At 60.8% G+C, this 19,607-nt stretch carries 16 protein-coding genes and 1 pseudogene; 9 read left to right on the plus strand and 8 right to left on the minus strand.

The window, feature by feature from the left end; all coding sequences use genetic code 11:
• Positions 1–410: 410 nt before the first annotated feature.
• Positions 411–1,667, plus strand: a complete 1,257-nt coding sequence (locus IEX53_RS19320; RefSeq protein ID WP_188825822.1) for an MFS transporter — start codon at positions 411–413, stop codon at positions 1,665–1,667.
• A gap of 317 nt (positions 1,668–1,984) precedes the next feature.
• Here the strand turns inward: IEX53_RS19320 and IEX53_RS19325 are convergent, their stop codons facing one another.
• The 6 genes from IEX53_RS19325 to hutI all read right to left on the minus strand — a co-directional run bounded on the left by IEX53_RS19325 (position 1,985) and on the right by hutI (position 9,242).
• Entirely contained in the window at positions 1,985–2,569 is a 585-nt protein-coding gene (locus tag IEX53_RS19325) for a HutD/Ves family protein (protein WP_373288697.1), read from the minus strand.
• Positions 2,569–3,894 (minus strand): YjiH family protein, encoded by a 1,326-nt coding sequence (locus tag IEX53_RS19330; protein WP_188825823.1) that lies wholly within the window; start codon positions 3,892–3,894, stop codon positions 2,569–2,571. Before IEX53_RS19330 ends, IEX53_RS19325 begins: the two co-directional genes overlap by 1 nt.
• Positions 3,895–3,959: 65 nt before the next feature.
• A complete protein-coding gene (gene hutU / locus IEX53_RS19335) occupies positions 3,960–5,633 on the minus strand; it encodes a urocanate hydratase (protein WP_188825824.1) in 1,674 nt (557 codons plus the stop codon).
• A 12-nt stretch (positions 5,634–5,645) separates the two neighbouring features.
• Positions 5,646–6,446 (minus strand): N-formylglutamate deformylase, encoded by an 801-nt coding sequence (gene hutG, locus IEX53_RS19340; RefSeq protein WP_188825825.1) that lies wholly within the window; start codon positions 6,444–6,446, stop codon positions 5,646–5,648.
• A gap of 1 nt (position 6,447) precedes the next feature.
• Positions 6,448–7,995 (minus strand): histidine ammonia-lyase, encoded by a 1,548-nt coding sequence (gene hutH / locus IEX53_RS19345; RefSeq protein WP_188825826.1) that lies wholly within the window; start codon positions 7,993–7,995, stop codon positions 6,448–6,450.
• Positions 7,992–9,242 (minus strand): imidazolonepropionase, encoded by a 1,251-nt coding sequence (hutI, locus tag IEX53_RS19350; protein ID WP_188825827.1) that lies wholly within the window; start codon positions 9,240–9,242, stop codon positions 7,992–7,994. The genes hutH and hutI overlap by 4 nt, the downstream gene beginning before the upstream one ends.
• Before the next feature lie 97 nt (positions 9,243–9,339).
• On the opposite strand from hutI, the gene IEX53_RS19355 reads away from it, so the two are divergent.
• The gene (locus IEX53_RS19355) at positions 9,340–10,686 is read left to right on the plus strand and encodes a formimidoylglutamate deiminase (protein ID WP_188825828.1); all 1,347 of its coding nucleotides are present in this window, start codon (positions 9,340–9,342) and stop codon (positions 10,684–10,686) included.
• A 44-nt stretch (positions 10,687–10,730) separates the two neighbouring features.
• Complete coding sequence (gene hutC / locus IEX53_RS19360; RefSeq protein WP_188825829.1) at positions 10,731–11,453, plus strand: histidine utilization transcriptional repressor HutC; 723 nt, start codon at positions 10,731–10,733, stop codon at positions 11,451–11,453.
• A gap of 18 nt (positions 11,454–11,471) precedes the next feature.
• Here hutC (IEX53_RS19360) and hutC (IEX53_RS19365) read toward each other — a convergent pair whose 3' ends face one another.
• On the minus strand, positions 11,472–12,227 hold the full coding sequence (hutC, locus tag IEX53_RS19365; protein WP_188825830.1) for a histidine utilization transcriptional repressor HutC: 756 nt from the start codon (positions 12,225–12,227) through the stop codon (positions 11,472–11,474).
• 191 nt (positions 12,228–12,418) lie between these two features.
• On the opposite strand from hutC (IEX53_RS19365), the gene IEX53_RS19370 reads away from it, so the two are divergent.
• The 6 genes and pseudogenes from IEX53_RS19370 to solA all read left to right on the plus strand — a co-directional run bounded on the left by IEX53_RS19370 (position 12,419) and on the right by solA (position 18,373).
• On the plus strand, positions 12,419–13,261 hold the full coding sequence (locus tag IEX53_RS19370; protein ID WP_188825831.1) for a transporter substrate-binding domain-containing protein: 843 nt from the start codon (positions 12,419–12,421) through the stop codon (positions 13,259–13,261).
• A gap of 206 nt (positions 13,262–13,467) precedes the next feature.
• Positions 13,468–14,193 (plus strand): ABC transporter permease, encoded by a 726-nt coding sequence (locus IEX53_RS19375; RefSeq protein WP_188825832.1) that lies wholly within the window; start codon positions 13,468–13,470, stop codon positions 14,191–14,193.
• 10 nt (positions 14,194–14,203) lie between these two features.
• Positions 14,204–14,896, plus strand: coding sequence for an ABC transporter permease (locus IEX53_RS19380; protein ID WP_188825833.1), 693 nt, complete (start codon positions 14,204–14,206; stop codon positions 14,894–14,896).
• 36 nt (positions 14,897–14,932) lie between these two features.
• The gene (locus IEX53_RS19385) at positions 14,933–15,709 is read left to right on the plus strand and encodes an ABC transporter ATP-binding protein (protein ID WP_188825834.1); all 777 of its coding nucleotides are present in this window, start codon (positions 14,933–14,935) and stop codon (positions 15,707–15,709) included.
• A pseudogene (locus IEX53_RS19390) lies at positions 15,706–17,198 on the plus strand (HAL/PAL/TAL family ammonia-lyase). The gene IEX53_RS19385 and the pseudogene IEX53_RS19390 overlap by 4 nt, the downstream one beginning before the upstream one ends.
• Positions 17,199–17,209: 11 nt before the next feature.
• Complete coding sequence (gene solA / locus IEX53_RS19395; protein WP_188825835.1) at positions 17,210–18,373, plus strand: N-methyl-L-tryptophan oxidase; 1,164 nt, start codon at positions 17,210–17,212, stop codon at positions 18,371–18,373.
• A 152-nt stretch (positions 18,374–18,525) separates the two neighbouring features.
• Here solA and IEX53_RS19400 read toward each other — a convergent pair whose 3' ends face one another.
• Complete coding sequence (locus IEX53_RS19400; RefSeq protein ID WP_188825836.1) at positions 18,526–19,548, minus strand: substrate-binding domain-containing protein; 1,023 nt, start codon at positions 19,546–19,548, stop codon at positions 18,526–18,528.
• Positions 19,549–19,607 lie beyond the last annotated feature (59 nt).

Below are 19,607 nucleotides of genomic sequence, written 5' to 3' on the forward strand. Positions count from 1 at the left end.
GCGCGCCGAAAGTGGCCGACTTTTGCTCCGCCCCGTGGCCGGTTTTTACTCCGCCGTTGACAGACCAGCTAACATTGCAAACCGTAGCGGCTGGGCCGGGAAGGGATAAGCCCATGGTGACGAAGCTCCCAGGCAAGGGGCAAACAGGATGTTAGACGATAGCAGTTTAAGCATCCGCAGCCGGAAGGCCGCGGCCCATAATCGGGCAGACCTGAAGCCGTCCAACGCAGGCCTTCGGGCGATAGGGGTGGCTCTTCATTTCACCATCGCCTCGAGCGCATGATCGAATGGCGGCTTCGTCGATGGCGCGCCAGCCATCTTCGCCTACTTTTGCTTTTCTGGACACCTCGGAGCACTATTGCTCGTTGTGACGGATCTATGTGCGGCGACTTGCCAGGGAGAAGACGGCGATGTCAGCATTATCCGACCTGAAGTCGTTGACCCCGCGTCAACGCAATGTAGTAATCGCCAGCTTCCTTGGCTGGACGCTCGACGCCTTCGATTTCTTCATTCTGGTTTTCGTGCTGAAATATGTTGCTCAGGAATTCGGAACCGACATCACCAGAGTCACCATCGCCATTACTTTGACGCTTGCAATGCGACCGATCGGCGCCCTCATCTTCGGTTACCTGGCGGAGAGGTTCGGGCGGCGTCCGACCCTGATGGCCAATATCGTAGCCTATGCGGTCCTGGAGTTCCTGTCGGGCTTCGCGCCCAGCTTGACAGTGCTGATCATACTGCGCGCCCTTTTTGGCATCGCGATGGGCGGCGAATGGGGCGTAGGCGCCGCGATCACCATGGAAAGCATCCCACCGAAATTGCGCGGGCTGGTTTCCGGCATATTGCAGGCTGGCTACCCGACCGGCTATCTCGTCGCTTCGCTGGTCTTCTTCCTGCTTTTTCCCGTCATCGGCTGGCGCGGCATGTTCATGCTGGGCGCGCTGCCGGCGCTGCTCGTGCTCTATATCCGCTCTCATGTGCAAGAGTCCCCGGTATTCCTGGCGCGCCGGCGCGATGCGCTCAGTGTGGCCCGTATCTGGACGATCCTCAGGCAACATGCCGGTCTGTTCGGTTATGCAGTGCTCCTGATGACCGCCTTCAATTTCTTCAGTCACGGCACGCAGGATCTCTATCCGACTTTCCTGGAGGTGCAGAAGAAACTGTCGACGGATGCCGTCGGAACGATCGCCATCATCTATAATATTGGGGCAATCCTGGGCGGTATTACCTTCGGTATCTTTTCCGAGCGGATCGGGCGACGACGCGCCATTGTCATTGCCGCGCTGCTTGCGCTTCCCATCATTCCGCTATGGGTCTATTCAACGACGCCGGCGCTGCTAGCCGCCGGCGTCTTTCTGATGCAGTTCACGGTGCAGGGCGCATGGGGGATTGTCCCTGCCCATCTCAACGAACTTTCGCCGGATGAGCTGCGCAGCACGTTCCCGGGCCTTACTTATCAGCTAGGCAATCTGATCGCCTCCGCCAATGCCACGCTTCAGGCGGGGCTCGCGGAGCGCTATGACAATAATTATGCCTTTGCGCTCGCCATGGTTATCGCCGTCGTTGCGGTTCTCGTAGCGCTCCTGGCCGGTTTCGGCACGGAAGCGAAGGGCGTGGTGTTTGGAAGGACGCCGGCAACTGGCGTTTCCCGACGGAAGAAGATTTAAGGTTCCCGATGCACTGGGACTGTGGGTCGACCTCAACGAGGCGGAATTGGAAAAGATGCCGTTCGAGTATTGCGAACCGCCGCATCTACGCCCGCAAGACGGGTCGGCCACCGAAGCCGAGCCCTATCTCAGCCTTCAGCTGGATCTGGACATGCCCGAGCTGGGCGATTTTTGCTTCCGACATTCGACCTGTTGGCCGGGCGCACAACCTATTAATCGAACGGTCAGCGCAGACCAGCGGTTCCCATCGGGCGGCGCATTATGCAGGACGCTGGCGAGAGTGTGACACGCTAGTCTAGTGCGCGTGCTTTTCGATTTTACCTTTCTGGGCGTATTTCGATGATGAAAACCGTGCCGACGCCGGAAAAGCGCAACGGCTTTTCTGCCACGTTAATGAGAAGAAGGCAATCAAGGCAACCAAGTTGCGCTGCCAACCCATCGCCGTTCACGCGCATCGTGCCAATATGGCAGAAGATCATAGCCGGCATGCCCGTCACCGACAACGTCGTTTCACGCTCGATGTGCAGGCGCCGTACCGTATGCGTGAAATGGCTGCGCCTTGTCATGATATTGAGATCGGTGATGGGACCGTTCACAAGCCGCGCCGAGACGGGCACATCGGCAGGAAACAGCAGCGGTTCCGAGGTCGCATCAAGATGCAGCGCATCTTGTTGGTCTATGGAAAGCGCGATGCCATTGCCATCGAGAACGCAAAGCGTGCGGTCAATGTCGGGAAAGATGGAAAAGGGGCCATCGCCCGCGACCTTCGCCATGCTGACGCGCCAGTCGAAATCCGAAAATCCGGCATCCGGTGGAAAGACGGCGATCTCCACCGTCTCTCCACCTCCGTTCTTCCAGGGCATGCGGCGGTGATCCGCCGCCCGCAGAAGCGATATGCCCATCAGCCGATCCAACCATTGGAGGCCGCCCAGAAGGCGATCGGGGCAGTAAGCAGGATGCTGAGCGCGGTGCGAATGTACCAGATGACGATCAGGTCACGAAGTCTCAGCGGGATTGATGTTGCGAGCACGCAGGGAATGGAGGCCGAAAGAAACAGCACCTGGCTGACGGAAACGACCGCAGCCACGAATTTCAGCACCGGGTCGGCATCCTTGAGCAGGATGGCCGGAAGGAACATTTCGGCAAGGCCGGAGGCCAAAGCCTTGGCGGCAAGCATCGGCTCGGCAAGCTGGGCAATCCAGGTGAAGGGGTAGAGCGCAAAGCCGGGGATGGCGAAGATCGGGGTGTATTTGGCGGCGAGCAGTCCGAAAAGGCCGACCGCCATGATGCTGGGCAGGATCATGGATGCCATGCGCAGGCCGTCCAAAAAGGTCGCGCCGAGAAGGGACAATATCCCCGGCGCTTTCCGGGCCTGCGCGATGCCGGCGTCTACCGCTGCCATGAGACGCCCCTTGCCCTCAGGCAATGGCAGGTCGCGGTCGGCGGGGTGGTCCATTCGGCTCAGCGGCCAGAGGCGGGCAACGATGGCAGAGACGATGAAAGTGACGACAAGGGTTGTCCAGAAATAAAGGTTCCAGGCGCCCATCAGGCCAAGCGTCTTGGCGACGATGATCATGAAGGTCGCCGAAACAGTGGAAAAGCCGGTGGCGACAATCGCCGCTTCGCGCGCCGTATACTTGCCTTCCTTATAGACCCGGTCGGTGATGAGAAGGGCCAGCGAATAGCTGCCGACGAAGGAAGCGACCGCGTCGATGGCCGACCAGCCGGGGGTGCGCCAGATGGGGCGCATGATGGGCTGGACGATGACGCCGGTGAGTTCGAGAAGCCCGTAGCCGATGAGGAACGCAAGCGCTATTCCGCCAATGGGAACGATCAGGCCGACCGACAGCACCAGCTTGTCGAACAGGAAGGGGAGCATGTCTGGCTGGAAGATGGCAGCCGGGCCGATGCCCGAGAGATACATGCCCGTCAAGACGAGGCCCAGGACGCGCAGCAGGGAAAACACGGTTTCGGTGGTGTTTTTATTCCACGTGCCACGGACAAACGGCGCAAACGCGCCATAGGCGATCAGCGCCGTCACGAAGACGAGAGCCGCAGGCCGGAAATTCGTGGCAATCGCCGTTGCCGCGTGGTCGAGCAGGATGGTCGATTTGCCGTTGATCGTGACGGGCACGAAAAAGAAGAATATTCCGATGAAGCTGAAAATGATCAGCTTCAAGGCGGCTGTGCCGCGCGAGCTTTGTTGGATGATGGCAGTATCTGTCATTGTAGTTCCCCTGTCTTTTTTGTTTTCGGCGAGGCAGCCCTTTCGAGACCGCCTCGCGGTTCTTCTCAGTTGCCTAGAATGGCAGGAAGGCGCAGGCCTTTTTCGTTTGCGCAATCGATGGCAATTTCGTAGCCGGCATCGGCATGGCGCATGACGCCGGTTGCCGGGTCGTTCCACAGCACGCGCTCGATGCGGCGTGCCGCGTCCTGCGTGCCGTCGCAACAGATCACCATGCCGGAATGTTGCGAAAAGCCCATGCCGACGCCGCCGCCGTGATGCAGCGACACCCAGGTGGCGCCCGACGCGGTGTTGAGCAGCGCGTTGAGCAGCGGCCAGTCGGACACGGCGTCGGAGCCGTCCTTCATCGCCTCCGTCTCGCGGTTCGGCGAGGCGACGGAGCCGGAATCGAGGTGATCGCGGCCGATGACGACAGGCGCTTTCAGTTCACCGCTGGCCACCATCTCGTTGAAGGCGAGGCCGAGCTTGTGGCGGTCGCCGAGACCCACCCAGCAGATGCGGGCGGGCAGGCCCTGGAAGGCGATGCGCTCGCGCGCCATGTCGAGCCAGTTGTGCAGGTGCTTGTTGTCAGGCAGCAACTCCTTCACCTTGGCGTCGGTCTTGTAGATGTCCTCCGGATCGCCTGATAGCGCGGCCCAGCGGAAGGGACCGATGCCCCGGCAGAAGAGCGGGCGAATGTAAGCGGGCACGAAGCCCGGGAAGGCAAAGGCGTTTTCCAGCCCTTCGTCCTTGGCGACCTGGCGGATATTGTTGCCGTAGTCGAGCGTCGGGATGCCTCGTTCCCAGAATGCAAGCATTGCCTCGACATGCTCGCGCATCGACGCACGGGCCGCCTTTTCGACCGCCTTGGGATCGGTTTCACGCTTCTCGCGCCACTCGGCCATCGTCCAGCCCTTGGGCAGGTAGCCATTGATCGGATCATGGGCCGAGGTCTGGTCGGTGACCATATCGGGGCGTACGCCGCGGCGCACCAGTTCAGGAAGAACCTCCGCCGCGTTGCCGAGAAGGCCGACGGATTTTGCCTCTCCCGCCTTCGTCCAGCGATCGATCATCTCCAGGGCTTCGTCGAGCGTTTCGGCCTTGGCATCGACATAGCGCGTGCGGAGGCGGAAATCGATCGAGTCCGGGTTACACTCGACCGCGAGGCAGCAGGCACCGGCCATGACGGCTGCAAGCGGCTGAGCGCCGCCCATGCCGCCGAGGCCGCCCGTCAGGATCCATTTCCCCTTGAGGCTGCCGCCATAATGCTGGCGTCCGGCTTCGACGAAGGTTTCATAGGTGCCCTGAACGATGCCCTGCGTGCCGATATAGATCCACGATCCCGCGGTCATCTGGCCATACATGGCCAGACCCTTCTTATCGAGCTCGTTGAAATGGTCCCAGGTCGCCCAATGCGGCACGAGATTGGAATTGGCGATGAGGACGCGCGGGGCGTTGGCATGGGTCTTGAACACCCCGACCGGCTTGCCGGATTGCACCAGCAGCGTCTCGTCTTCCTCAAGTGTCTTCAAGGTCGCGACGATGCGGTCATAATCGTCCCAGGTGCGCGCGGCGCGGCCGATTCCGCCATAGACCACCAGCTCGTTGGGGTTCTCGGCCACATCAGGATCGAGGTTGTTCATCAGCATCCGGAGCGGCGCTTCGGTCATCCAGCTTTTGGCGTTGAGCTCGGTGCCGCGCGGTGCCCGGATTTCGCGGATGTTGTGGCGGGGGTTGGTCATGGTGGGTTCCTTTTAAGACTTTAGTATCGGCGCGATCTGTTCGATGCGCTGGAGAATGGCTTTCAGATGGACGCGCAGTTTTTCAGCCTTCGCCTCGTCATAGGCGAAGGGCGGCGTCTCGGAGGAAAGATGGGTCGATTGCGCCAGTTCCATCTGGATGGCGTGGACTTGCGCTTCGGGCTTGCCGTAGTGGCGCGTGGTCCAGCCGCCCTTGAAACGTCCGTTGAGGATGGAGGTGTATCCTTCGGCGCCTCCGGCAACTTCTTTAACCGCAGCCTCGATTTCGGGCGCGCAGGTTTTGCCATTGTCGGTGCCGATATTGAAATCCGGCAGCTTGCCTTCAAAGAGGAAGGGGATATGCGAGCGGATCGAATGGCAATCGTAGAGGATGGCGACGCCATGGATCGCCTTGACCCGCCCGATCTCGGCGGCGAGTGCGGCATGATAAGGTGCATGGAAGGAGGCCAGCCGCGCGTTGATATCGGCCTCGTCGGGCGCGCGCTCTCCGAGCCAGATCGGTGCGTTATCGAAATCGGTTTCGGGAATGAGGCCCGTGGTGTTCTGTCCGGGATAGAGGCTCGTGCCCGAGGGATCCCTGTTGGCGTCGATCACGTAACGGTGGAAGGTGGCGCGCACCGTGGTTATTTCGGGCAGGAGCCCGTCATAGAGCTTGTGGATGTGCCAGTCGGTATCGGCCAGCAGGCGACCATTGGCATTGAGCCTTTCCCATATATCTGATGGTACTTCGGTCCCCGTATGGGGAAGACCGAGGATAACAGGCGAATTGCCCTGTTTGACTTCGAACACGGCCATGTCAATTTTCCAATGTGGGAAGAATGCCGGCGGAAACGGAAGCGTTCAACGCGCCGGTAGCAACGAGATCGCTGGCTGCCTTCAGGTCCGGCGCCATATAGCGGTCGATTTCAAGTTCCGGCACGGCATTGCGAATCGTGGCGTGCGCTTTCAGAAGTTCCGGGCTGGTACTGAGGGGTCGGCGGAAATCGAGGCCCTGGGCTGCGGTCAGCGCCTCGATGCCGATGATGGAGAACAGATTTTCCGTCATCTGTAACAGACGGCGCGCGCCATGGCAGGCCATGGAAACATGGTCTTCCTGATTGGCTGAGGTGGGCGTCGAATCCACCGATGCCGGGTGCGACATCTGCTTGTTTTCGCTCATCAGCGCTGCCGAGGTGACCTCTGATATCATCAGGCCGGAGTTGAGGCCCGGTTTCTTGGCCAGAAAGGCGGGCAGGCCGAAGCTCAGCGCCGGGTCGACCAGCAGCGCGATACGGCGCTGGGAAATAGCCCCGATTTCGCAGATGGCAAGCGCGATCTGATCGGCGGCGAAGGCCACAGGCTCGGCGTGGAAATTGCCGCCCGATATCACCGAGCCGTCGCTCACCACCAGCGGATTATCCGTGACGGCATTGGCTTCGATTTCAAGGGTGCGGGCCGTCATGCGCAGAAGATCGAGGCACGCGCCATCGACCTGCGGCTGGCAGCGGATGCAATAGGGATCCTGCACGCGTTCATCGCCTTCGAGATGGCTCTGGCGGATTTCCGATCCCTCCAGCAGGGTGCGCAGCGCGTAGGCGGTATCGATCTGGCCCTTATGGCCCCTGAGCGTATGGATTTCAGGATGAAACGGCGCCGACGAGCCCATGGCGGCGTCGGTTGAAAGCGCGCCGGTGATCAAGGCGCTTTGGCCCGCACGATGTGCCCGGAACAGGCCGGCAAGCGCGAGCGCGGTGGAGACCTGCGTGCCGTTGATGAGGGCAAGCCCTTCCTTGGCGGCAAGGATGACGGGCTTCAGCCCCGCTTTCGAGAGCGCGTCTTTGGTGGGAAGCCGTTCGCCCTCGTAAAAGGCCTCGCCTTCGCCGATCATCGCGGCGGCCATATGAGCGAGCGGCGCCAGATCACCCGATGCGCCAACCGATCCCTTCTCGGGAATAACGGGGATGACACCCTTCTCCAGCATGTCTTCGATAAGCCGGATAATGACCAGCCGCACGCCGGAAGCTCCGCGTCCGAGCGAGATGAGCTTCAGCGCCATGATGAGGCGGACAATCTCTTCGGCGAAAGGAGCGCCGACACCGCAGCAATGCGACAGGATCAGATTACGTTGCAGCGTGGCGACATCGGCGGCCTCGATGCGGATGCTCGCCAGCTTGCCGAAGCCGGTGTTGACGCCATAGACCGGCTGGTCGCCCCGCGCGATCTGGGCAATGCGTTCGGCGGCTTTCTCAATCGAGGCGTCGAAGGACGGATCGAGCCGCGCCGCTGCACCGGTCCAGTAGATGGTTTCAAGCGTCCGCAGCGATACGGAACCGGGCTTGAGCGAGAGTGTCGTATCGGGTCTCATTGGCCTCTCCATATGCGCTGGTGCAGGGGATTGAAGCCCATGCGATAGACAAGCTCGGCGGGGCGCTCGATATCCCAGATGGCGAGATCGGCCCATTTGCCGGCTTCGAGCGTTCCTGTCTCCGAAAGAATGCCAAGGGCGCGCGCGGCTTCGCGGGTCACGCCGGCAATACATTCATCGACGGTGAGGCGGAACAGCGTCGCGCTCATGTTCATGGTGAGAAGCAGCGAGGTCAGCGGCGAGGTGCCGGGATTACAGTCGGTCGCAATGGCGATCTTTACGCCATGCCTGCGCAATTGCTCGACCGGCGGCAACTGCCTTTCCCGAATGAAATAGAAAGCACCGGGCAGCAGCACGGCGACCGTCCCGGCCTCAGCCATCGCCATCACGCCGGCTTCGTCGGTATATTCCATATGGTCTACTGACAGCGCGCCGAACTCGGCGGCAAGCTTTGCTCCGTGAAGATTCGACAATTGATCGGCATGGAGCTTGACCGGCAGGCCATGTTTTTGCGCCGCGCGGAAAACCTGGACGATCTGGTCCGGTGAAAAAGCGATGCCTTCGCAAAAGCCATCGACGGCGTCAGCCAAGCCTTCCGCCGCAATCGCCGGCAACATCTCACTCACTACACGGTCGATATAGGCCTGCTTGTCGCCGTTGGCTTCGGGCGGCAGGGCGTGGGCGCCAAGGAAAGTCGTGCGTATGAAGACAGGCCGCTCGTTTTCGAGCTGTCGAGCCACCCTCAACGATTTCCGCTCGTTCTCCAGATCAAGCCCGTAGCCGGATTTGATCTCGACCGTGGTGACGCCTTCGGCAATCAGCGCATCGAGACGGAGCAGCGTCTGGCGCAGCAATTCCGCCTCGCTCGCGGCCCTGAGCGCCTTGACCGATGAGATGATGCCGCCGCCGGCCTTCGCCACCTCTTCATAGGTGGCTCCGGCGAGTCGCAACTCGAATTCATGCGCACGGTTTCCGGCATGGACGAGATGGGTGTGACAGTCGATCAGTCCAGGCGTGATCCAGCGACCCTTGAGGTCGATGACCTCAGACCGTTCCATGACTGAGGCAGGCAGTTCGCTTTCCGCTCCGACAAAGGCGATGCGGCCATTTTCAACCAGCAACGCGCCTCGCTCAATAATGCCAAGGCTTTCGCTACCGTCGGCGAGCGTCGCCAGCCGCGCATTGCGCCAGAGAACGGAATGGCCTTGGCCGGACGATCCGCCTTGCGAAAAATTGTTCCCACTCATCAGCTTTGCGCCTTTCTTTATGGGAGAACATGTATATACATAATAGGTCGAGTGACAAGAAAAATTTACATTCGTTCGTAAGAATGGAGGGACGGCCATGACCAGACTTCACGCGGGAACCGCACTCCTGCCGCAGGGCTGGCAAGCCGATGTTCGCCTGACGATCGCCTCCGGGCGCATTGTCCGCATTGAAGCCGGTGTCGCGCCGGAGCCCGATGACGAGCGCCACGCAATCCTTGTTCCCGCCATGCCCAATCTTCACAGCCATGCCTTTCAGCATGCGATGGCGGGACTTGCCGAAGTGCGCGGCCCGGCCAGCGACAGCTTCTGGAGCTGGCGGACGGTGATGTACAAATTCGCGCTTTCCATGACGCCGGAACATGTCGAAGCTGTGGCCGCAGAGCTGTACATGCGGATGCTGGAGGCGGGCTTTGCCCGCGTCGGCGAATTCCATTACCTGCATCACGACAAGGACGGTCGGTCCTATTCCAACATCGCCGAACTCGCCGAGCGGATCGGCGCGGCCAGCGAGACGGCGGGTATAGGGCTCACGCTGCTGCCGGTCTTTTATGCCCATTCCGGCTTCGGCGGCGCCGCGCCGATCGAGGGCCAGCGGCGGTTCATCAATTCGCCCGACAGTTTTGCGAGTCTGATGGAAGGGTGCCGGGCGATTGCCGGCCGCATCGAGGGCGCCGAACTGGGCGTTGCCCCACACAGTCTCAGAGCCGTTACGCCGGACGAACTGGCGAGGATTCTGACCATGGCCGGCGACGGACCGGTTCATATCCATGTCGCCGAACAGATGAAGGAAGTCGAGGACTGCCTCGCCTGGTCGGGCGCGAGGCCGGTTGAATGGCTGTTGGACAATGCGCATGTCGATGGCCGCTGGTGTCTCATCCATGCCACGCACATGACGGATGACGAGGCGCGTCGGATGGCGGCAAGCGGCGCGGTCGCCGGACTTTGCCCGATCACCGAGGCCAATCTCGGCGACGGCGCGTTTAACGCTCCGCTCTTCCTGGAGAAAGGGGGGCGTTTCGGCATTGGCTCGGATTCCAACGTGCTGATCTCCCTGCCGCAGGAATTGCGCCAGCTCGAATATTCGCAGCGGCTTGCGCTTCGCGCCCGCAACGTCGTCGCGACTGCTGGCGGTTCGACGGGGCGGCGACTCTTCGACGAAGCGATTGCAGGCGGCGGGGCAGCACTTGCCGCCCCGGCTGGGTTCGCCGAGGGCAACCATGCCGACGTCGTTTCGCTCGATATCAGCGCGGCTCCCTATCTCACAGGCGACCGTATCCTCGATCACTGGATCTTCGCCGATGGCGTCGCGGTCGATTGTGTCTGGGCGCTTGGCCGCAAGCAGGTGGAGGGCGGACGCCACCTAAAGCGGAATGTTATCAACAAGCACTTTCTGGCGGCGATGGGCGAATTGCTCGCCACCTGATAGGGACTTCCGCATCGAGGCGGATGCCCAACCGGAGAGCGACGATGACCGAAAGCAAGGATCAGACCTTGCACCAGCGTATTCTGAGCGAGATCGAGGGCCGCATCGTGTCTGGCGAATGGCCGCCGGGATACCGCATCCCCTTCGAGGTGGACCTGGCCCAGCAATATGGCTGTTCGCGCATGACGGTGAACAAGGTGCTGACCCTGCTCGCCAAGGCCGGACTGATCGAGCGACGCAGGAAATCCGGCAGCTTCGTCATCCAGCCGCAGGCCCAATCTGCCATTCTTGAAATCCACGATGTCCAGGCCGAAGTGCAATCGCTGAAGCTCGCCTATTCCTATTCCATCTCGAAGAGGGCGAACCGGAAGGCGAGGGCGGAGGACCGGCTCCGGCTGGACTTGCCTGCCGGCTGCTCGGTTCTGGAAATCGTCAGTATCCACCATGCCGGCGCAAAGCCGTTCTGTCTGGAGGAGCGGCTGATCAGCCTCGCCACCGTTCCAGAAGCCGCCGATGTTGATTTTACAGTGATGGCGCCCGGGCCATGGCTGATCAATCAGGTGCCGTGGAGCACGGCCGAGCACAAGATCCACGCGGTCTGTGCCAGCAGGGAGGCCGTCGCGGCATTGGACATACCGAAGAATACGGCTTGCCTGGTTGTCGAGCGCCGCACGTGGAGCAGCGCGGGAGCGGTCACGCATGTGCGCTTTACCTATCCCGGCGACCGGCACACACTTGTGGCGCGGTTTACGCCCGCATCGCAATAGTTCCATATACAACTCGTTTTACTCTTCAAGCACCCGTCCGGTGCGCGCTTCCAGCCGATAGCGATTGCCGGGATAGACGAGACGGGCGATTGAGACGATCTGATTGGCCGACCATGTGCGGCGGCGGATCGTCAGGCAGGGCTCGGTTTTCAGAATGGTCAAGAGTTTGCACTCCCATGGCTGGGGCATCGCGGCCTCGACAATGTGTTCGGAGCCGCTCAGCGGTGCTGCAGTGGTCAGATAGGCGTTCGGTGTCAGTGCCGTGAAATTCTGCGCGAGATAGGCGGGGGCGGCGTTGGGATGGACGAAGCGATCCTCGATCTGCACCGGCACCCCATTTTCGCTATGCACGATCAGCGAATGAAAAACCGGCGCACCGATTTCCAGATCGAGCGCGTCGGCAATCTCGGGAGAGGCGGTTTCCTGGGCCAGAACGACAACGGAGGCCTCATGGGCATGGCCGCGTTCCGCAATCTCGTCGGCAATGTTGCGCACCTCGAAAAGCGCCGAAGTGCCCTTACGCTCCGCAACGAAGGAGCCGACCCCCTGGATGCGCACGAGTTCGCCTTCATTGGCCAGTTCGCGCAACGCCCGGTTGGCGGTCATTTTGCTGACGCCAAGCTCGGAGACCAGTTCGTTCTCTGAGGGAACCCGGTGCTTGGGCGGCCATTCGCCGCTGTGAATGCGATCCAGGATGGCCTGCTTGACGCCCATATACAGCGGGGTGCTGTCGTTTTCCGCCAGTTCGCGTTTCATCTCGCCGGAGCGCTTCATTGCCTATTCCTTTTGCATCAACGCAGATCGCCTTATTAATTGACTTTCCCCTTGCATATCATAAAATATTTCATATGGTACCCTATACAACCTTCCGAGCCATTCGAATTTCAGATTGGATCGGACAAGCCGGCGAAGATCGGCTCATATTGCTTGCAAAAGCCAATCAACATCCAGAGGAGAATACATCGATGAAATTCAGTGCAATCCTTCTTTCCGGCGCGCTTGCCCTTTCGGCATTCGCGACCCCGGCGCTTGCCAAAAACTGGAAGACAGTCACAATCACGCTCGAAGGCGCCTATGCGCCGTGGAATTTAACCAATGCCGATGGCACGCTCGGCGGCTTCGAGCCGGAACTCGCCAAGATCCTGTGCGAGCGCGCCAAGCTTGAATGCACGCTCGTCGCCTCCGACTGGGACGGGATGATCGCGGCGCTCAATGCGGGCAAATTCGATGTAATCATGGATGCGCTGTCGATCACCGACGAACGCAAGAAGGTCATCGACTTCACCATTCCCTATGCTGCGACGCCCGCCGCCTTCGCAGCCGCCAAGGACAGCCCGCTCGCCAATGCCGCCGGCACGGGAACGACGATCACGATGACGCCCGGCCAGACCGGTGTAAAGGAGATCGATGCGCTGAAAGCGGCCTTCAAGGGCAAGACAATCGGCATCCAGGCATCGACCGTCTATGCCAAGTTCGTCTATGATAATTTCGGCGACATCGCTACCATCCGCGAATACAAGACCGGCGGCGACCGCGACATCGATCTGCAAAATGGCCGTATCGATCTAGGCTTCGACGACGCGGTCTATTTCGCCAACTCGTTCGCCGCCGCAAAAGATACGCTTGCCTTCACCGGCCCGGAAATCGTGGGCTCAATCTGGGGTCCGGGCGAAGGTCTGGGCATCCGCAAGGCCGATACCGACCTGCGTGACAAGTTCAACGAAGCGATCAAATCGGCCCTTGCCGACGGCACCGTGAAGAACCTTTCCATGAAGTGGTTCAAGATGGATGTCACGCCGGTGAAGTGAGGTGTCTGCGCCCTTCACCCTCATGGTTCGAGGCTCGCTCCGCTCGCACCTGACCATGAGGATGAAGGGCGCAGTGCTCGCAGTAGCCCTCATCTTCCTTAGGTGCGAGCGGAGCGAGCCTCGAACCACGAGGACGCGTGGAGCAATTCCAAAAAATGGGAAATGCTCTACTATGACGCCCTAAGAGCCCACGGGGAGCGATTAACATGGCAACCTTGGAACTGCTCGGATTCGGCGCGACGGGATGGGGTGCGTTACTGCTTGCAGGTACGCTGATGACGCTTGCCGTGACCGTGACTGCGCTCGCCATTGGCGCGGTGCTGGGGACAATCGTCGCCTCCATGAAGCTCTCCGGCAATGTCCTCCTCGCGATGCTGGGCAATCTTTATACCACCGTCTTTCGGGGCGTGCCGGAACTGCTGATCATCTATCTCATCTATTTCGGCGGCTCGTCGGCGGTCACGGCGATTGGCAAATCAATGGGCTATGACGGCTTTCTCGGCTTGCCATCCTTTGCCGCCGGTGCGTTTGCTGTGGGGATCATTTCTGGCGCCTATCAGGCGGAGGTTTTTCGTGGCGCCTATCTCGCTATCGCAAAAGGCGAACTGGAGGCCGCACTTGCGATCGGCATGCATGGCGGCATGCGCCTGCGCCGCATCATCGTGCCGCAGGTGTTGCGCTTCGCCCTTCCGGGCCTCGGCAACGTCTGGCAACTCAGTCTCAAGGATTCGGCACTGGTTTCCGTCACCGGCCTTGCCGAACTGATGCGCACGACCCAGGTCGCGGCTGGTTCGACGCGGCAATATTTCCTTTTCTTCATCGTCGGCGGTTGCCTCTATCTCGTGCTGACAGGCTTCTCCGACCGGGTCTTCAACAGCGCCGAGCGACGGGCAAATCGCAGCCTGCCGGCCTCAAGCATCGGCAAGACGTAAGGATCGGGTCATGGATTTCGCCTTTTTGACGCAAACGATGATCACACTGCTCAAAGCCGTGCCGACGACGCTGCTGCTGTTCTTTCTGTCCATCTTCTTCGGCGGGCTTCTTGCTCTCGTCATCGTCTGGATGCGGGTTGCCGGCAATCCGGTGCTGTCGGCGTTCGCCAAGGGTTATATCTTTGTCTTTCGCGGCTCGCCGCTCCTGATTCAGATGTTCCTGGTTTTTTACGGGCTCGCCCAGTTCGGCTTCATCCGCCATTCTTTCCTCTGGCCGTTCTTGCGTGAGCCCGTCATCTGCGCAGTGCTCTCGCTGGCGCTTTGCACAGCGGGCTACTCGGCTGAGATTTTCCGGGGTGGTATCCGCGCGGTTTCGCCTAGCGAGATCGAGGCGGCGCGTTCCATCGGCATGTCCGGTTTCCTGCTGGTGCGGCGCATTATTGCACCCATCGCATTCCGCCATGCTTTGCCGGCCTATTCGACCGAGATCGTGCTGATGATGAAATCGACGGCGCTCGCCAGCCTTGTCACCGTCTGGGAGGTCACCGGCGTGGCGCAGCGGCTGATATCGCAGACTTACCGCACGATGGAAGTTTTCCTCTGCGCGGCGATCATCTATCTCGTTTTGAACTTCATCATCCTGCAGGCGATGAGCCTACTCGAATATCGGCTCTCCCGACATCGCCGCGCCATTCCGGTATAAATAAATTTGGCCGCATAAATAAATTTTGGAGCAACCATGCCAGGCGTCACCCGACTTTCGGTTCGCAACATTCGCAAGAGCTTCGGCGCGCACGAGGTGCTGCGAGGCATTTCGCTGGATGCAGCTGACGGTGACGTGATCTCGCTGCTCGGCGCTTCCGGTTCCGGCAAATCGACGTTTCTGCGCTGCATCAACCTGCTGGAGACGGCGAGCGACGGGCAGATCGTCGTTGACGGCGAGGAAATCCGCATGGTGCATAAGGGTGGCGTGAGCCGTCCCGCGAGCCAGAAACAGGTGGACCATATCCGCTCCGAACTCGGCATGGTGTTCCAGACTTTCAATCTCTGGTCCCACATGACGATCCTGCAGAACGTGATCGAAGGGCCTGTCCATGTGCTGAAGCGCCCGCGTGCCGAATGTATCGCCGACGCCGAGGCGCTGCTTGAAAAGGTTGGCATTGCCGACAAGCGCCATGCCTATCCGGCCCATCTCTCCGGCGGCCAGCAGCAGCGCGCGGCGATTGCGAGAGCGCTGGCCATGAAACCGAAGGTGATGCTGTTCGACGAGCCGACATCGGCGCTCGATCCAGAACTCGTCGGCGAAGTCCTGCGCGTCATGCGGGCGCTGGCGGAAGAGGGCATGACCATGCTGGTCGTGACCCACGAGATGAGCTTTGCCCGCAACGTCTCGAACCGTGTCGTCTTCATGCGCGAAGGGCTGGTGGAAAGCAGCGGCACCCCGGATGAGATGTTCGGTCCCAATGCGTCGCCGGCCTTCCGGCAGTTCACCGGCTATTTCGGTGCCCCGCAATGACCGTCACTATCGAGACAGTCTTGATTTGGCGCGATGTGGCGCGCGTCGGCGATGGAGAGGCGCTGGCATTATCCGAGGCCGCTTGGGATCGCGTAGCACATGCCAACCGCATCGTTGAGCGGATCGTCGAGACAGGTATTCGCGCCTACGGTGTCAATACCGGCGTCGGCGCGCTTTCGGACACGGTTGTTGATCGCGCCTCGCAGAGCCAGTTATCGCGCAACATCGTGCTGAGTCACGCATGCGGCGTCGGGGAGCCGCTACCCCTCGTGAAGTGCGGGCCATCATCGCCGCCCAAATCGCCAATTTCGCACATGGCCATTCCGGCGTGCGACCGCAGATTATCCGTCATCTGCTGGCTTTCATCGAGAACGATACCATTCCCGACATACCAATGAGGGGATCGGCGGGGTATCTTACGCACAATGCGCATACAGCGCTGGTGCTGATCGGTGAGGGCAGCGCGGTCGTGAAGGGCCGGCGGCTCAACGGGCGCGAGGCGCTGGCGGCTATCGGCCTTAAACCGCTGGTGCTGGGCGCCAAGGAGGGGCTCAGTCTCGTCAACGGCACGGCCTGCGCCACCGGGCTTGTCGCCATAGCACTCGCCCGCACGGAGCGCCTGCTGGACTGGGCCGATGCGATTGCCGCGCTGACGCTGGAGGCCGCTGGCTGCCAGATCGCAGCCTTCGACGAGGCCGTGCTGGCGTTGCGAACATCGGAGGGGATTGCACATGTCGGGGCATCGCTTCGCAGGCGGCTTGCCGGAAGCGGTCTCGTGAAAGCTGCTCTCGGGCGGCGTACACAGGATGCGTTGAGCCTGCGTGCGATTCCGCATGCCCATGGGACGGCCCGCGATGTTTTCGACAATTCCGCCCGCATCGCCAATCAGGAGCTTGCCTCCGTCACCGACAATCCGGCGGTTTCGGGCACGCCGGATAATCCAATCGTCTCGTCGCAGGCGCATGCCGTGTCACCGGCGCTGGGCCAGTCCGCCGATAGCCTCGCCATCGCGCTGGCGCAGATTGCGGCCATGAGCGAGCGGCGCATGGACAGGCTCGTCAATCCACTCGTAAGTGGGCTACCGCCTTTCCTGGCAAGCGGCGCAGGCAGCTATTCCGGTTTGATGATCGCGCAGTATACCGCCGCCGCGCTCAGCAACGAGAACCGCCGGCTCGCAGTGCCCGCTTCTACCGATGGCGGAGTGACATCCGGCTTGCAAGAGGATTTTCTTGCGCATCCTACAGCGGCGGTCAACAAGCTGCTCTCCGTCATCGACAATTGTGAATATATCCTGGCAATCGAACTAATGGCGGCGGCACAGGCCCATGATTTCCTCGTTCGAGTAGCAAGCCGCGCGCCGGGGACGGAGATGATCCATGCGTTTGTACGCGGCCATGTTTCCCACTATGCCGACGACCGGCCACTCCATGGCAACATCGAAGCGCTACGAAGCCTGATCCGCGATATCGCGCCGCCTGTAATCAGTTGAAGGAACTGGAAATGACAGCTCAATTTGATGTCGCCGTCATCGGTCTTGGCGCGATGGGAAGTGCGGCGCTTTCTTTCCTTTCGGCGCGCGGGGTCAAGGCAATCGGCATTGAGGCCCACCATCCCGCCCATGCGTTAAGCTCGTCGCATGGCGACAGCCGGCTTATCCGGCTTGGCTATTTCGAGGACCCGTCCTACGTGCCGCTGTTGAAGCGGGCCTATCTCAACTGGCGGGCGCTGGAGATGCGGTTGAGGAGCGATATCCTGACCGAGACCGGCGTATTGCAGATCGGCAAGCCTGCGAGCAAAATCGTCGCCGGCACGCGCGCCTCCTGCGAGCTGCATGGTTTGGCCTATGAGGAACTCGACCGGGCGGAGATGGCGGCGCGCTTTCCGGCCTTCCAGCTCGATGCCGACGAGATCGCCATTTTTGATCCGCGCGGCGGCTATCTGCGCCCTGAAGCGGCCATCGCCGGTTATTTGAAGCTTGCTGCGGAGGATGGCGCGGTTTTGCATTTCGGCGAGAAGGTCAGCGCGATAGAGCCTGACGATGCCGGTGTCACCGTCGTTTCCGCTGAGGCCCGCTACTGGACTAAGAAGGTCATCGTTTCGACCGGCGCGTGGATTGCCGAACTGGTGCCAACGCTCGGGCAGGCTGCCCAGCCGATCCGGCAGGTCGTCGCCTGGTACCAACCGAGCGATGGCTTCGTGACGGAGCCTGCGCGCATGCCCTGCTTCCTGCGCGATGAGGGGGAGGGTGGCTCCTATTTCGGTTTCCCTGCAATCGGCGTCGATGGCGTCAAGGTCGGGCGGCACGCGCATTTCAACGAGCCACTCGATCAGAACCAGCCGAACCCACCCGTCAACGACGTGGATACGGCGCTTCTCGACAGTTTTACGGCCAAGCGCCTGCCAACCGCAGTGGGGCAGCGCGTCAATGCCGTCACCTGCCGATACACAATGCTGCCCAGCGAAGATTTCCTGATCGATCTTCTGCCGGGCGACCCGCGTATCGTCGTCGCGTCACCCTGTTCCGGCCATGGCTTCAAGTTCGCCAGCGTCATCGGGGAAATCCTTGCTGATCTAGCGCTCGACGGCGGCACGGCGCTGCCAGTCCAGGCGTTCTCGTTTGCCGCCATGGAAGATTTTCTCGCCAAGCGGGCCGTAATTGCCTGAAGAGATTTCGCTGGCTTGGGCGCGCTAAAGCCTTTGCCGATCAATTGCTTTCAAAGGGCGGCCCAGCAGACAATACTGCGGTGCCTGAGTTGCTTGGCTGAAGTGAGAGACCCGTCATGTCGGCGTCGGCGTAGGGCGCTCTCACCGTCTCCTCACCCTGCGCTTTCACGCGGTGACGTCGTACTTTCGCGGAGAATCAGGTCGACTGGCCATAATTCATGGATGTCCTCCACCGCACGTCCAGCGACAATCTGCAGAGTGAGTTCGGCACAGCGCACACCCGCCGCACGCATAGAGGACCGCGTCGCGGAAAGGGACGGCGCCATATTCTCGGCCGTCAGGAAAGGGAACACGTCATCATGCGCGATGACCGAGACATCCTGTCCCACGGTTAGCCCGAGCGAGCGCACGGCTCTATAGACACCGAGCGCTGTCATCGTTGAACCAGCGACGATAGCGGTCGGCCGGTTTGCACGCTCCAGAAAGGAACGAGCATGGCGAAAGCCGATTTCGTCGGTAAATTGATCGCACACTATCAAATTGGAATCGACGGCCAGACCGCGATCCCGGAAAGCCGCGCGAAAGCCATGCTCTCGATGGATCGAATAGGTTCTGCCGCGTACACCGTTGATCATCGCGATGCGCCGATGTCTCAGATCGAGCAGGTGTTCAGTGGCTTTGCGTGAAGCGCCTTCGTTGTCAATGTCGAGCCAGGCGTAGACCTGCTCGGTTTCGGACCGACCGTGGACCATGAAGGGCAGGCCAAGGCTGTTCAGAAGTTCGATCCGGGGATCGTTGGGGCGCGGCGAATGAATGATGACCGCATCTACCCGCCGGCTTTCGAACAGGCGACGATAAGCCTGCGTTTCGTCTTCATCATTGTCGGCCGCAATCGGCGTGACGACAATATCGGTATCGGCTGATTCCAGGCGCTGTGCCAAACCCGTCATGAACTCGGAGAAATGATATTCCGAACGCCCCATCATGAGCCCGATCGCGCCCGCCCGCCCGGTCTTCAACCGCACAGCATTGACGTCGGGGCGGTAACCAAGTCTCCGGGCTTCGCTCACAACACGAGCGCGCGTGGCTTCACTGACTTCTGGATATCCACTCAGCGCGCGGCTGACGGTGGTTACAGAAAGTCCCAGTTGCTGTGCGAATTCACGAAGTTTCATCGGACGCCTTCTTTGTCGATTAAATCAATGAACGATGGAGTGGAAATGCGCAACGGGAG

Source organism: Paramesorhizobium endophyticum, assembly GCF_014640615.1.
GTDB classification, from domain to species: domain Bacteria; phylum Pseudomonadota; class Alphaproteobacteria; order Rhizobiales; family Rhizobiaceae; genus Paramesorhizobium; species Paramesorhizobium endophyticum.